Genomic DNA, 13,008 nt, shown 5'->3' on the forward strand with positions numbered 1-13,008 from the left:
AAGAACCCATGACTGCAATCACCGATATCATCGCCCGCGAGATTCTCGATAGCCGTGGCAACCCCACCGTCGAAGTCGATGTCTATCTCGAAGATGGCAGCATGGGCCGCGCGGCCGTTCCCTCGGGTGCCTCGACGGGCGCGCATGAGGCGGTCGAACTGCGCGACGGCGGCAAGCGCTACCTGGGCAAGGGCGTCGAAAAGGCGGTCGAAGCCGCCAACACCGAGATCTTCGACGCGATCGGCGGCATCGACGCCGAAAACCAGATCCAGATCGACAACATCATGATCGAGCTGGACGGCACGCCGAACAAGTCGCGCCTGGGCGCCAACGCCATCCTCGGCGTGTCGCTCGCCGTCGCCAAGGCTGCCGCCCAGGCGTCCGGCCTGCCGCTCTACCGCTACGTCGGCGGTGCTTCCGCCAGCCTGCTGCCGGTGCCGATGATGAACATCATCAACGGCGGCGCCCACGCGGACAACCCGATCGATTTCCAGGAGTTCATGATCCTGCCGGTCGGCGCCGATTCGATCGCCGAAGCCGTGCGCATGGGTTCGGAAGTCTTCCATACGCTGCGCAAGGAGCTTGCTAGCCAGGGCCACAACACCAATGTTGGCGACGAAGGCGGTTTCGCACCGGGTCTGAAGAGCGCGCCGGAAGCCCTCGACTTCATCATGAAGTCGATCGAGAAAGCCGGCTACAAGCCGGGCGACGACATGTGCCTCGGCCTCGACTGCGCCTCGACCGAATTCTTCAAGGACGGCAAATACGTTCTCGAAGGTGAAGGCCGCACGCTGGAATCGGGCGCCATGGCCGAATATCTGGCCGAGCTCGCCGGCAAGTATCCGATCATCTCGATCGAGGACGGCATGGCCGAAGACGATTGGGACGGCTGGAAGACGCTGACCGACCTGGCTGGCAAAAAGACCCAGCTCGTCGGCGACGATCTCTTCGTCACCAACTCCGCCCGTCTTCGCGACGGCATCCGCATGGGCGTCGCCAACTCGATCCTCGTCAAGGTCAACCAGATCGGCACGCTGACGGAGACGCTCGACGCCGTCAACACGGCGCACAAGGCGGCCTATACCGCCGTCATGTCGCACCGCTCCGGCGAAACCGAAGATTCGACCATCGCCGATCTCGCGGTCGCCACCAACTGCGGTCAGATCAAGACCGGCTCGCTGTCGCGCTCCGACCGCCTTGCCAAGTACAACCAGCTGATCCGCATCGAAGAGGGCCTCGGCCCGCAGGCCCAGTATGCCGGCCGCTCGATCATTCGCGGCTGATCGGATCTGATTTCCAATGGCTTGACCCGCGCCTTCCCGTGAACTGACCCCCGAAGGTTGGATGTCCAACTTTCGGGGGTCAGTTCACCGGCGCGGGTTTTTTATTGCGCGGTTTTTAGAGTCAACGAACGGTTAATCTCTGCGCGTTAGATTGAACGAATTGGTAATGCGTTCAAGAGCATGCGTGTATGTGGACAAAGCATCATAAGAAGAGAAAGATCGGTCGCTTCGTCATTCCGGCCATGACGGTCGCCTTCCTTTCCTATTTCGGTTATCATTGCATCCATGGCGATTACGGCCTGCGCGCGACGGAGACGTTCGAGCATCAGCGTGTCGCGCGTGAAAAAGAGCTTGCAGTCTTGAAGGCGAAGCGCGAACATCTGGAAAATCAGGTCGCGCTGCTGAGTGACGGTTCGCTCGACAAGGATATGCTGGACGAAAAAGCGCGTTATCAGCTCAACATGTCGCGTGCGGACGAGATCGTCGTCTTCAACCATTACTCCAATTAACCGAAAACAGGTTAATTGGAATTTCCGTTGTTTTTCCAATAATTTAGAGCGGAATATGAGCCATGCAATTATGGCATTGCTGTGGTCATGTTTCTTCCCTATGGTACGCGCCACCAAGAAACGACAAACCCATAGGGAGGGTTGAATGGCGCCGCGAAAGACCGCGACCGTTTCCAGCCGCAAAACTGCAGCAAAACCGGCAGCCAAAGCATCGAATGGCGGCCCGGTAGCCGACTTCGATCGCAATGAAGAGCTGAAGGCCTATCGCGAGATGCTGCTGATCCGCCGCTTCGAGGAGAAGGCCGGTCAGCTTTACGGCATGGGCTTCATCGGCGGCTTTTGTCACCTCTACATCGGTCAGGAAGCTGTCGTCGTCGGCATGCAGATGGCGCAGAAGGAAGGCGACCAGGTCATCACCGCCTATCGCGACCACGGCCATATGCTGGCAACCGGCATGGAAGCGCGCGGCGTCATGGCGGAACTGACCGGGCGTCGCAGCGGCTATTCCCACGGCAAGGGCGGCTCGATGCACATGTTCTCGAAAGAGAAGCATTTCTACGGCGGTCACGGCATCGTCGGCGCCCAGGTCTCGCTCGGAACGGGTCTTGCCTTCGCAAACCGCTACCGCGGCAACGACAATGTTTCCATTGCCTATTTCGGCGACGGCGCTGCCAACCAGGGCCAGGTCTACGAGAGCTTCAACATGGCGGCTCTCTGGAAGCTGCCGATCGTCTATATCGTCGAGAACAACCGTTACGCCATGGGCACCTCGACCGCCCGCGCCACCGCGCAGTCGAACTATTCGCTTCGCGGATCCGGCTTCGGCATCCCCGGCATTCAGGTCGACGGCATGGACGTCCGCGCCGTCAAGGCGGCCGCCGACGAAGCGCTCGAACATTGCCGTTCCGGCAAGGGCCCGATCATTCTCGAAATGCTGACCTATCGTTATCGCGGTCACTCCATGTCCGACCCGGCGAAGTATCGCTCCAAGGACGAGGTGCAGAAGATGCGCTCCGAGCATGACCCGATCGAACAGGTGAAGGCACGCCTCGTCGAAAAGGGCTGGGCTTCCGAAGACGATCTGAAGGCGATCGACAAGGATGTCCGCGACATCGTCGCCGACAGCGCCGACTTCGCCCAGGCCGATCCGGAGCCGGATGTATCCGAGCTCTATACCGACATTCTGCTCTAATCGGGGAGGGAACCCATGCCTATCGATATCCTCATGCCCGCCCTCTCTCCGACCATGGAAGAAGGCACACTGTCCAAATGGCTGAAGCAGGAAGGTGACAAGGTCACCTCAGGCGACGTGATCGCCGAAATCGAAACCGACAAGGCGACGATGGAAGTCGAAGCCGTCGACGAAGGCGTCATCGGCAAGCTTCTGGTTCCTGCCGGAACCGAAGGCGTCAAGGTGAACGCCAAGATCGCCGTTCTCCTGCAGGACGGTGAATCCGCATCCGACATGTCTGCGTCCGCTCCGGCAGCAGCGCCGGCTCCTGCTGCTGCACCGCAGGCCGCGCAAGAGGAAAAGCCGGCTGCCGCAACTCCGGCATCCGCACCCGTTCCGGCCGAGCCGAAAGCCCAGGTGCAGAACGATCCGGAAATCCCGGCCGGCACCGAAATGGTGTCGACGACCGTGCGCGAAGCGCTGCGCGACGCCATGGCCGAGGAAATGCGCGCCGACGAAAACGTCTTCGTCATGGGCGAAGAAGTCGCCGAATACCAGGGCGCCTACAAGGTCACGCAAGGGCTGCTGCAGGAATTTGGCCCCCGCCGCGTCGTCGATACGCCGATTACCGAGCATGGCTTTGCCGGCGTCGGCGTCGGTGCAGCCATGGCCGGCCTTCGGCCGATCGTCGAGTTCATGACCTTCAACTTCGCCATGCAGGCGATCGACCAGATCATCAACTCCGCCGCCAAGACGCTTTATATGTCCGGCGGCCAGATGGGCGCTCCGATCGTCTTCCGCGGCCCGAATGGTGCAGCCGCTCGCGTCGGCGCCCAGCACAGCCAGGATTATGCTGCCTGGTATAGCGCCATTCCCGGCCTGAAAGTCGTCATGCCCTATACGGCATCCGACGCCAAGGGCCTGCTGAAGGCTGCAATCCGCGATCCGAACCCGGTCATCTTCCTCGAAAATGAAATTCTCTACGGTCAGCACTTCGACGTGCCGAAGCTCGACAATTTCGTGCTGCCGATCGGCAAGGCCCGCATCCATCGTCCGGGCAAGGACGTCACGGTCGTCTCCTTCGGCATCGGCATGAGCTATGCCACCAAGGCTGTCGCCGAACTCGAGAAGATCGGCATCGACGTCGAACTGATCGACCTTCGCACCATCCGCCCGATGGACCTGCCGACTGTCATCGAATCGGTGAAGAAGACCGGCCGTCTGGTCACCGTCGAGGAGGGTTATCCCCAGTCCTCCGTCGGCACCGAAATCGCCACCCGCGTCATGCAGCAGGCCTTCGACTATCTCGATGCGCCGATCCTGACGATCGCAGGCAAGGACGTTCCGATGCCTTACGCCGCCAATCTCGAAAAACTCGCCCTTCCGAACGTCGGCGAAGTGGTCGATGCGGTGAAGGCTGTTTGCTACAAATAAGGGGAGGGTGTTTCGATGCCGATCAATATCACGATGCCCGCCCTCTCTCCGACCATGGAGGAAGGCAATCTTTCCAAATGGCTGGTCAAGGAAGGCGACAAGGTCAAGTCTGGCGATGTGATCGCCGAGATCGAGACCGACAAGGCGACGATGGAAGTCGAAGCCGTCGATGAAGGCACGGTCGCCAAGCTCGTCGTTGCCGCCGGCACCGAAGGCGTCAAGGTCAATGCGCTGATCGCGGTTCTCGCCGCCGATGGCGAGGATGTCTCCGCTGCCGCAAGCAGTGCGGGTTCCGCCGCTCCGGCACCGAAAACCGACGGTGCAGCCGCGCCGAAAGCCGAGGCTGCACCGGCTCCGGCCCAGTCTGCTCCGGCTGCTGCACCTGTAACCACCGCCGCGCCCGCCTCGGTTTCGTCTCATGGCAACCGCACCTTCTCTTCGCCGCTCGCTCGCAGGCTGGCCAAGGAAGCGGGTATCGACCTTTCGGCGGTCGCAGGCTCCGGCCCGCACGGCCGCGTGGTCAAGAGCGACATCGAAACCGCCGTTGCCGGTGGTGGCGCCAAGGCCGCTGCCGCGCCTGTATCCGCGACCGCCGCGCCGGCTCCGGCCGCCGCTGCACCGAAGGGCGCCTCCGAAGAGGCCGTGCTCAAGCTCTTCGAACCTGGCTCCTACGAGCTCGTGCCGCATGACGGCATGCGCAAGACGATCGCCAGGCGCCTGGTCGAATCCAAGCAGACGATCCCGCATTTCTACGTCAGCCTCGATTGCGAGCTCGATGCACTGCTGGCGCTACGCGCCCAGCTGAACGATGCGGCCCCGCGCAAGGACAACGCTCCGGCCTACAAGCTCTCGGTCAACGACATGGTGATCAAGGCCATGGCGCTGGCGTTGCGCGACGTTCCGGATGCCAATGTTTCCTGGACCGACAGCAACATGGTCAAGCACAAGCATGCCGATGTCGGCGTCGCGGTCTCGATCCCCGGCGGCCTGATCACGCCGATCATTCGCAAGGCCGAGGAAAAGACCCTGTCGACGATCTCCAACGAGATGCGCGATCTCGGCAAGCGGGCCAAGGACCGCAAGCTGAAGCCTGAGGAATATCAGGGCGGCACCAGCTCGGTCTCCAACATGGGCATGATGGGCGTGAAGAACTTCGCGGCCGTCGTCAACCCGCCGCATGCGACGATCCTCGCGGTCGGTGCCGGCGAACAGCGGGTCGTCGTCAAGAACGGCGAAATGGCGATCGCCACCGTGATGTCAGTCACGCTCTCGACCGACCATCGCTGCGTCGACGGCGCGCTCGGCGCCGAACTGCTCCAGGCCTTCAAGGGCTACATCGAGAACCCGATGGGCATGCTTGTCTGATAGCGGCGCGGAGGCGGAAATGACCAAGACCGTTCTTTGCTATGGCGACTCGCTGACCTGGGGTTATGACGCCGAGACGATCGGCCGTCATGATTACAAGAATCGCTGGCCGAGCGTGCTTCAAGCCGCGCTCGGCAGTGAGGCGCGCGTCATCGCCGAAGGCCTGAACGGTCGCACGACCGCTTTCGACGACCACCTGGCCGATTGCGACCGCAACGGTGCGCGCATCCTGCCGACGGTCCTGCAGACGCATGCGCCGCTCGACCTCGTTGTCCTTCTGCTCGGCACCAACGATATGAAGCCGGTTGTGGCGGGTTCGGCCTTTGCCGCATGCCAGGGCATCAGCCGGCTCGTGCGGCTGATCCGCAATCACGCCTGGCCCTTCGAATTCGATGGGCCGGAGATTCTGATCGTGGCGCCGCCGGCGATCCGTGCGACGGGCAATGTGCCCTTCGCCGCGTCGTTTCCCGGCGGCATCGAGGAATCGGCAAAGCTTGCAACGCTTTATCGTGATCTTGCCGACGAACTCGGTTGTGGCTTCTTCGACGGCAATTCCGTCGCCAAGACCACACCGATCGATGGCATCCATCTCGATGCGGAGAATACGCGTGCGCTCGGCCGCGGGCTGGAATCAATCGTGCGGATGATGCTGGGGATCTGAGCATGACCTCCTTCATGAGCGAGGACGAAGCCGTCGGCAGCTGGCGGAATGCTGTCATTGGCGAGGTCGCGGGTGTGGCGATCGGCCAAGCGCTGGATGAGGGGATAGGCGATATCGAGGCGACGATTCCGGCGAGCGCACCAATGCTCGCCTTGCAGAAAACAGTTGTGGGAAGCTGGTTCATCGGCAGTCTCGGCGTCTATCGCCATCTGCGTGGCATCGGCATCGGACGCAGGCTGCTGGACGATCAGATCGTAAGGGCGGATCGGCGGCCGGTCAGTCTCATTACCGCAAGTGATAACGAAGCGGCTTTGTCGCTTTATGCAAGAAACGGATTCCTGGAGGCTGCGCGCGCCGATGCCGTGCCGCTCTTCGAAAACAGCAAGAGACACGCGTGGGTGCTCATGACCCGCAGCGCAGCGTAACAAAGGGCAGGAAACACATGGCTGAATCCTACGACGTCATCATCATCGGCTCGGGTCCCGGCGGCTATGTCGCCGCCATCCGTGCCAGCCAGCTCGGACTCAAGACCGCGATCGTCGAGCGCGAGCATATGGGCGGCATCTGCCTGAACTGGGGCTGCATACCCACAAAGGCGCTGCTGCGCTCGGCCGAGGTGCTCGACCATGCCAATCATTTCAAGGATTACGGCCTCGTTCTCGAAGGCACGGTCAAGCCGGATGCCAAGGCCGTCGTCGGCCGCTCGCGCGCCGTTTCCGCCCGTCTGAATGCCGGTGTCGGCTTCCTGATGAAGAAGAACAAGATCGACATCATCTGGGGCGAGGCGAAGATCACCAAGCCAGGTGAGATCGTCGTCGGCAAGCCGTCGAAGCCGGTCGTCGAGCCACAGCATCCGCTGCCGAAGAACGTCAAGAGCGGCGAGGGCACCTATAGCGCAAAGCACATCATCATCGCCACCGGCGCCCGCCCACGTGCGCTGCCCGGCATCGAGGCGGATGGCAAGCTGGTCTGGACCTATTTCGAGGCGCTGAAGCCGGATGTGCTGCCGAAGTCGCTGATCGTCATGGGCTCTGGCGCGATCGGCATCGAATTCGCCAGCTTCTATCGCTCGATGGGCGTCGAGGTGACGGTCGTCGAAGTCATGCCGACCATCATGCCGGTCGAGGATGCCGAGATCACCGCGATCGCCCGTAAGCAGCTTGAAAAGCGCGGGCTCAAGATCTTCACCAGCTCCAAGGTCACCAAGGTCGAGAAGGCGGCCGACAGCGTTACCGCTCACGTCGAGAACGCTGATGGCAAGGTGCAACAGATCACCGCGGACCGGTTGATTTCGGCCGTCGGCGTTCAGGGCAATATCGAAAATCTCGGTCTCGAGGCGCTCGGCGTCAAGACAGACCGCGGCTGCGTCGTCATCGATGGCTACGGCAAGACCAATGTCGCCGGCATTTATGCGATCGGCGATGTCGCCGGCCCACCGATGCTGGCCCACAAGGCAGAGCATGAGGGCGTCGTCTGCGTCGAAAAGATCGCCGGCCTCCCGAACGTTCATCCCACAGACAAGGACAAGGTGCCGGGCTGCACCTATTGCCAGCCGCAGGTCGCCTCCGTCGGTGTCACCGAAGCAAAAGCCAAGGAACTGGGCCGCGACATCCGCGTCGGCCGCTTCCCCTTCTCTGCAAACGGCAAGGCGATCGCGCTGGGCGAGGATCAGGGCCTCTGCAAGGTGATCTTCGACAAGAAGACCGGCGAGCTGCTCGGCGCCCACATGGTCGGCGCCGAAGTCACCGAGCTCATCCAAGGCTTCGTCGTTGCGATGAATCTCGAGACCACCGAGGAAGAACTGATGCACACGATCTTCCCGCATCCGACCGTGTCGGAATCGATGAAGGAAGCGGTGCTCGATGCTTACGGCCGCGTCCTGAACGCTTGATAATTTCCGATCCCGCCCTCTATGTCCGGAGGGGAAAGCCACTCCGAGGGTGGAAAAAACGAAAGGAAATCATCATGTCTATGGAGACGCAGGCGTTGCTGGTATTTTTGCTGATCGGCCTGGTTGCAGGCTTCCTCGCAAGCCTGGTCGTCGGTGGCGGTGGGCTGATAAGATGCCTGCTGAGCGGCATCATCGGCGCCTTCGTCGGCGGCTATCTGTTCAGCGCACTCGGCATTTCGCTGGGCATTGAAAACGCACTGGTGGTGCAGATCATCCACGCCACGGTCGGTGCCATTATAGTGGTTCTGATCGCAAGAGCGGTCGCTTAAGGGTCAAAAGAGGGCGGGGCAGGAATGGAAAGCGTCGGCTGGATTTCGGCAATCATCATCGGCGGGCTTGCGGGCTGGCTCGCCGGCAAGCTGATGGAAGCGCGATACGGGATTTTCCTGAATATCGTGCTCGGCATCGTCGGCTCGGTCATCGCAAGCGCCATCCTCGCGCAGTTTCATCTCGAGGTGGTCGGCGGGCGGCTCGGCTATTTCGTGACGGGTTTCCTCGGCGCCTGCTTGTTGATATTCCTTGCGCGGCTGGTGCGGCGCTAGATCCGAGTGAGATTTGCCGCATAGGGGCGATAGAAAGCTGAAACTGCAATGGTGACCATCCTCGATACGATCAATCCCGACGCCAAGCGCGTGCGGCATCCGGAGAAGGCGCATCGGCCGGACACGGAAGTCATGCGCAAGCCGGACTGGATTCGCGTCAAGGCGCCGACCTCCAAGGGTTATGCCGAGACGCGCGCGATCGTGAAGGAGCACAAGCTCGTCACCGTCTGCGAGGAGGCCGGCTGCCCGAATATCGGCGAGTGCTGGGACAAGAAGCATGCGACGTTCATGATCATGGGCGAGATCTGTACCCGCGCCTGTGCCTTCTGCAACGTCGCCACCGGCAAGCCGAATGCGCTCGACATGGCTGAGCCCGAGAATGTCGCCAAGGCGGTCAAGCAGATGGGCCTCAGCCACGTCGTCATCACCTCGGTCGACCGTGACGACCTGGAGGACGGCGGCGCCGAGCACTTCGAAAAAGTGATCTGGGCAATCCGTGCCGCCTCGCCGATGACGACGATCGAGATCCTGACGCCCGATTTCCTGAAGAAGCCGGGTGCGCTGGAGCGCGTCGTCGCCGCCAAGCCCGACGTCTTCAACCACAATATGGAAACGGTGCCCGGCAACTATCTGACGGTTCGCCCTGGCGCCCGTTACTTCCATTCCGTTCGCCTGCTGCAGCGGGTGAAGGAACTCGATCCCACCATGTTCACCAAATCGGGCATCATGGTTGGTCTCGGCGAAGAGCGAAACGAAGTCCTCCAGCTGATGGATGATCTACGCACAGCCGATGTCGATTTCCTGACGATCGGCCAGTACCTGCAGCCGACCCGCAAGCACCACAAGGTCGAAAGCTTCGTCACCCCCGACGAGTTCAAGTCCTACGAGACCGTTGCCTACAGCAAGGGCTTCCTGATGGTCGCCTCCAGCCCGCTGACCCGCTCTTCCCACCATGCCGGCGACGACTTCGCCCGGCTGCGGGCGGCGCGCGAAAAGAAGCTGCTGATCGCCGCCGAGTAAGATCCGGCACTTGCTTTATCAGACTGCTGATAAAGTCGACCAACCATGCTTCGGCTGATCGAGCTGGTGCCACGGTTGCCCTGTTCGCGCCAATGGCTGCCCCTCACCCCAACCCTCTCCCCGTAAACGGGGCGAGGGGACGTGGCCTGCGAGAAGTGGGCGGGGGACGGAGAGGTCGCGGCATATTCCCTTCGCCCCGCAAGCGGGGAGAAGGTGCCGGCAGGCGGATGAGGGGCCGGCCTCGCCGTTCTCCTCGGCCGAGGTGTCGTATCTTGAGGGCGACGATGAAGGTCAAATTCGGTTTGAAGTCGACGCTGATCGAAGCCGACCGCATCCTGGTGATTGGCTGCCCCGGTAGCGGCAAGAGCACGCTCGCAAAGCGGCTTTCGCGAGCGCTCGGCCTTGGCTATATCTCCATGGACCGCGACTTTTACTGGCTGCCGGGCTGGAGAAAGAGGCCGCGCGACGAGATCGACCGCCTGATCGCCAAGGCCGTGGCGGAAGAGCGCTGGATCATGGATGGAACCGGGCTGAACTCCTTCGATCTTCGCCTGCCCCGCGCCGACGCCGTCATTTGGCTTCGGCTGCCGAGATATGCATGCCTTTACGGCGCCATATCGCGAGCGTTCCGTTATTTCGGGCGCAACCGCCCGGAACTGCCTGCCGGCTGCCCTGAACATCTGTCGCTGGGCGCGCTTGCCTATATCTGGAATTTCGAGCGCGAGGCCGCCCCCTTGATCGAAGCAGCACTTCGGGATCATGTCGCCGGCATCGCCGAGCACGGCTCTGACGTGCCGGTTCTTCAGCTAAAATCCCGCCGCCAGATGCGCGAGCTTCTTGATCTTCTCGGCCGGCCCGCTTAATTGCCGACTATGCCGCAATTCGAAACACACCGTCCCGTCCCGCATTCGCCCGAGCAGATGTTCGACCTCGTCGCCGACGTCGAGCGCTATCCGGAATTCCTGCCGCTTTGCGAAGCGCTCGCCATCAGGAGCCGCAAGGAGCGCGACGGCAAGATCCTGCTCGTCGCCGACATGACGGTCGGCTATAAGGCGATCCGCGAGACCTTCACGACCCAGGTGCTGCTGAACCGGGCCGAGCACGTCATTGAGGTCAAATATATCGATGGCCCGTTCAAATATCTCGACAATCGCTGGCATTTCGCCGAGACGCCGTCCGGCGGCTGCACCGTCGATTTCTTCATCGATTACGAGTTCAAGAGCCGTATTCTCGGCGCGTTGATGGGCTCGATGTTCGACCGCGCCTTCCGCATGTTCACCGAAGCCTTCGAGACCAGGGCAAACAGGATCTACACACCGGCTTGATGAGCGAACCGGCCTCAGGCAGCAAGAAGCGAGCGCACCATCTCCAGCGCCGTCCTGATCGTCGCTAGCCGAACCTCGCTGCGGCCGATATCGCCATAGTGCATTTTCCGATGGATGAGCGCGCCGGCGCGCGATTTGGCGGCGAGGTGCACGAGGCCGACCGGCTTTTCGGCGGATCCGCCGCCGGGGCCGGCAATGCCTGTGACGGCGACGGCGATCTCGGCGCGTGAGCGGAAGAGGGCGCCATGCACCATCTGTCGCGCCGTTTCCTCCGAGACCGCGCCGAAGCGCGAGAGCGTTTCCGCCTGCACGCCGAGCATCTCGATCTTTGCGCTATTCGTATAGGTGACGAAGCCGCGGTCGACGACGGCGGACGAACCCGAAATCTCCGTCAGCGCCCCGGCGATCAGGCCGCCGGTGCAGGATTCGGCGGTCGAGACCATCAGCCCTGCAGCCGTGAAGTCACGGATGATCGCCTCCGCCGTGGAAATTATATCTTGAGGAAAAAGGCTCATCCTTTCCTCCCGCGATAGACGACGGTGGCAGTCGCGATCGCCGCGATGCCTTCGCGTCGGCCGACGAAGCCGATCGTCTCGTTGGTCGTCGCCTTGACCGAGCAGCGCTCGATATCGATTCCGAGATAGTCCGACAGTTTCGCCCGCATGGCGTCTCGATGCGGGCCGACTTTCGGCGCCTCGGCGATCAGCGAGACGTCGGCACTCATGATCGTGCCGCCGCGCTCGCGCACGATCCGGGCGGCATATTCGATGAATATCCGCGAGGCTGCCCCCTTCCATTGCGGGTCGGACGGCGGAAAATGATCGCCGATATCGCCGGCGCCGCAGGTGGCGAGCAGCGCGTCCGTCAGCGCATGCAGCGCAACGTCGGCATCGGAGTGTCCTTTCAGCTTCTGGTCATGCGGAATGAACACGCCGCAGAGCGTCACGCCATCGCCGGCGACGAGCTGGTGCACGTCGTAGCCGTTGCCGGTGCGCACGTCCGGAAGCAGCGACGTCGACAGCTTGTCGTCGGCCATGGCAATATCGTTCTTGACCGTCAGCTTGACGTTGTCGGCCGTGCCCTCGACGATTGTCACCGGAATGCCCAGCCATTCGGCGATCGAGGCGTCGTCGGTGAAATCGCCTCGACCGCTCGCGGCTGCCTTCTCATGCGCCTCGAGGATCGTTTCGAAGGCGAAGGATTGCGGCGTCTGCGCCGCGTAGAGATGCTCGCGGGACACCGTGGTCAGCACGGTGCCGGCATTATCGGCGCGTTTCAGCGTGTCGGTGACCGGGATCGCCGGCAGGACCGCCTGGGCTCCGGCGCGAAGGCTCGCGGCAATGCGATCGAGCAGCACATGGTCGAAGAAAGGTCGCACGGCATCATGGATCAGCACGTGACTGATGTGCTTGTCCTTGAGGTATCTGAGGCCTGCCAGGACGGATTGTTGCCTCGTTGCACCCCCATGCACCGTTTCGATGGGCGTTGCCGAGATGATGTGGCGGAAGGCTCTCGCAAACAGCGCCTCGTCATCTGGATGAATGACCACGACGATCTCAGTTGCCGCTTCCCATGTCATGAAGTTTTCAAGCGTATGCACGATAACCGGTTTGCCGCCGATCATGCGATACTGCTTGGGGCCTTCCTTGGAGGATCCTGCGCGCTCGCCGCGGCCGGCGGCAACGATGACAATTCCAGCCGATATCGGTTGCTTAGAAGGCATTTGCAGCATAAATCCCCTAAATTA

Annotated in this window: 14 protein-coding genes and 1 pseudogene; 13 read left to right on the forward strand and 2 right to left on the reverse strand. The window is 61.9% G+C overall.

Translation table 11 applies throughout. From position 1 onward, the window contains the following. Positions 1–8: 8 nt before the first annotated feature. The 13 genes and pseudogenes from eno to N1937_RS09300 all read left to right on the forward strand — a co-directional run bounded on the left by eno (position 9) and on the right by N1937_RS09300 (position 11,261). Positions 9–1,283, forward strand: coding sequence for a phosphopyruvate hydratase (gene eno / locus N1937_RS09240; protein WP_017964157.1), 1,275 nt, complete (start codon positions 9–11; stop codon positions 1,281–1,283). A 188-nt stretch (positions 1,284–1,471) separates the two neighbouring features. After that, positions 1,472–1,792, forward strand: coding sequence for an FtsB family cell division protein (locus tag N1937_RS09245; RefSeq protein WP_017964158.1), 321 nt, complete (start codon positions 1,472–1,474; stop codon positions 1,790–1,792). Positions 1,793–1,937: 145 nt separating this feature from the next. Next, entirely contained in the window at positions 1,938–2,984 is a 1,047-nt protein-coding gene (gene pdhA / locus N1937_RS09250) for a pyruvate dehydrogenase (acetyl-transferring) E1 component subunit alpha (protein ID WP_024320711.1), read from the forward strand. 15 nt (positions 2,985–2,999) lie between these two features. Then, positions 3,000–4,397, forward strand: a complete 1,398-nt coding sequence (locus tag N1937_RS09255) for a pyruvate dehydrogenase complex E1 component subunit beta (protein WP_170258311.1) — start codon at positions 3,000–3,002, stop codon at positions 4,395–4,397. Between the two features lie 15 nt (positions 4,398–4,412). Continuing rightward, positions 4,413–5,762: a pyruvate dehydrogenase complex dihydrolipoamide acetyltransferase gene (locus N1937_RS09260; RefSeq protein WP_260058395.1), complete on the forward strand. Its 1,350-nt coding sequence runs from the start codon at positions 4,413–4,415 to the stop codon at positions 5,760–5,762. A 19-nt stretch (positions 5,763–5,781) separates the two neighbouring features. Then, entirely contained in the window at positions 5,782–6,423 is a 642-nt protein-coding gene (locus N1937_RS09265) for an SGNH/GDSL hydrolase family protein (RefSeq protein WP_162118764.1), read from the forward strand. Between the two features lie 14 nt (positions 6,424–6,437). Further along, positions 6,438–6,848, forward strand: a pseudogene (locus tag N1937_RS09270) (GNAT family N-acetyltransferase); the annotation flags it as partial. A 17-nt stretch (positions 6,849–6,865) separates the two neighbouring features. Beyond that, entirely contained in the window at positions 6,866–8,314 is a 1,449-nt protein-coding gene (gene lpdA, locus N1937_RS09275; RefSeq protein ID WP_260058396.1) for a dihydrolipoyl dehydrogenase, read from the forward strand. Positions 8,315–8,388: 74 nt separating this feature from the next. Next, complete coding sequence (locus N1937_RS09280; protein ID WP_003539329.1) at positions 8,389–8,643, forward strand: GlsB/YeaQ/YmgE family stress response membrane protein; 255 nt, start codon at positions 8,389–8,391, stop codon at positions 8,641–8,643. A gap of 24 nt (positions 8,644–8,667) precedes the next feature. Beyond that, a complete protein-coding gene (locus N1937_RS09285; RefSeq protein WP_260058398.1) occupies positions 8,668–8,916 on the forward strand; it encodes a GlsB/YeaQ/YmgE family stress response membrane protein in 249 nt (82 codons plus the stop codon). A gap of 48 nt (positions 8,917–8,964) precedes the next feature. Next, the gene (gene lipA / locus N1937_RS09290) at positions 8,965–9,936 is read left to right on the forward strand and encodes a lipoyl synthase (RefSeq protein WP_017964165.1); all 972 of its coding nucleotides are present in this window, start codon (positions 8,965–8,967) and stop codon (positions 9,934–9,936) included. 284 nt (positions 9,937–10,220) lie between these two features. Continuing rightward, positions 10,221–10,799, forward strand: a complete 579-nt coding sequence (locus N1937_RS09295; RefSeq protein ID WP_260058400.1) for an AAA family ATPase — start codon at positions 10,221–10,223, stop codon at positions 10,797–10,799. Positions 10,800–10,808: 9 nt separating this feature from the next. Next, positions 10,809–11,261 carry a type II toxin-antitoxin system RatA family toxin gene (locus N1937_RS09300; protein WP_017964167.1) on the forward strand — a complete coding sequence of 151 codons (453 nt, stop codon included), beginning with the start codon at positions 10,809–10,811 and terminating at the stop codon, positions 11,259–11,261. 14 nt (positions 11,262–11,275) lie between these two features. Here the strand turns inward: N1937_RS09300 and N1937_RS09305 are convergent, their stop codons facing one another. Then, entirely contained in the window at positions 11,276–11,776 is a 501-nt protein-coding gene (locus tag N1937_RS09305) for a CinA family protein (RefSeq protein ID WP_170280614.1), read from the reverse strand. Next, positions 11,773–12,993, reverse strand: coding sequence for a bifunctional 2-C-methyl-D-erythritol 4-phosphate cytidylyltransferase/2-C-methyl-D-erythritol 2,4-cyclodiphosphate synthase (locus N1937_RS09310; RefSeq protein WP_260058401.1), 1,221 nt, complete (start codon positions 12,991–12,993; stop codon positions 11,773–11,775). Before N1937_RS09310 ends, N1937_RS09305 begins: the two co-directional genes overlap by 4 nt. Positions 12,994–13,008 lie beyond the last annotated feature (15 nt).

This window comes from Rhizobium sp. WSM4643 (assembly GCF_025152745.1).
GTDB lineage: Bacteria > Pseudomonadota > Alphaproteobacteria > Rhizobiales > Rhizobiaceae > Rhizobium > Rhizobium leguminosarum_I.

Excerpts from the sequence above, each read along its gene's own strand:
- eno (WP_017964157.1), top strand. The coding sequence starts at position 9 with ATGACTGCAATCACCGATATCATCGCCCGCGAGATTCTCGATAGCCGT.
- N1937_RS09245 (WP_017964158.1), top strand. The coding sequence starts at position 1,472 with ATGTGGACAAAGCATCATAAGAAGAGAAAGATCGGTCGCTTCGTCATT.
- pdhA (WP_024320711.1), top strand. The coding sequence starts at position 1,938 with ATGGCGCCGCGAAAGACCGCGACCGTTTCCAGCCGCAAAACTGCAGCA.
- N1937_RS09255 (WP_170258311.1), top strand. The coding sequence starts at position 3,000 with ATGCCTATCGATATCCTCATGCCCGCCCTCTCTCCGACCATGGAAGAA.
- N1937_RS09260 (WP_260058395.1), top strand. The coding sequence starts at position 4,413 with ATGCCGATCAATATCACGATGCCCGCCCTCTCTCCGACCATGGAGGAA.
- N1937_RS09265 (WP_162118764.1), top strand. The coding sequence starts at position 5,782 with ATGACCAAGACCGTTCTTTGCTATGGCGACTCGCTGACCTGGGGTTAT.
- lpdA (WP_260058396.1), top strand. The coding sequence starts at position 6,866 with ATGGCTGAATCCTACGACGTCATCATCATCGGCTCGGGTCCCGGCGGC.
- N1937_RS09280 (WP_003539329.1), top strand. The coding sequence starts at position 8,389 with ATGTCTATGGAGACGCAGGCGTTGCTGGTATTTTTGCTGATCGGCCTG.
- N1937_RS09285 (WP_260058398.1), top strand. The coding sequence starts at position 8,668 with ATGGAAAGCGTCGGCTGGATTTCGGCAATCATCATCGGCGGGCTTGCG.
- lipA (WP_017964165.1), top strand. The coding sequence starts at position 8,965 with ATGGTGACCATCCTCGATACGATCAATCCCGACGCCAAGCGCGTGCGG.
- N1937_RS09295 (WP_260058400.1), top strand. The coding sequence starts at position 10,221 with ATGAAGGTCAAATTCGGTTTGAAGTCGACGCTGATCGAAGCCGACCGC.
- N1937_RS09300 (WP_017964167.1), top strand. The coding sequence starts at position 10,809 with ATGCCGCAATTCGAAACACACCGTCCCGTCCCGCATTCGCCCGAGCAG.
- N1937_RS09305 (WP_170280614.1), bottom strand. The coding sequence starts at position 11,776 with ATGAGCCTTTTTCCTCAAGATATAATTTCCACGGCGGAGGCGATCATC.
- N1937_RS09310 (WP_260058401.1), bottom strand. The coding sequence starts at position 12,993 with ATGCTGCAAATGCCTTCTAAGCAACCGATATCGGCTGGAATTGTCATC.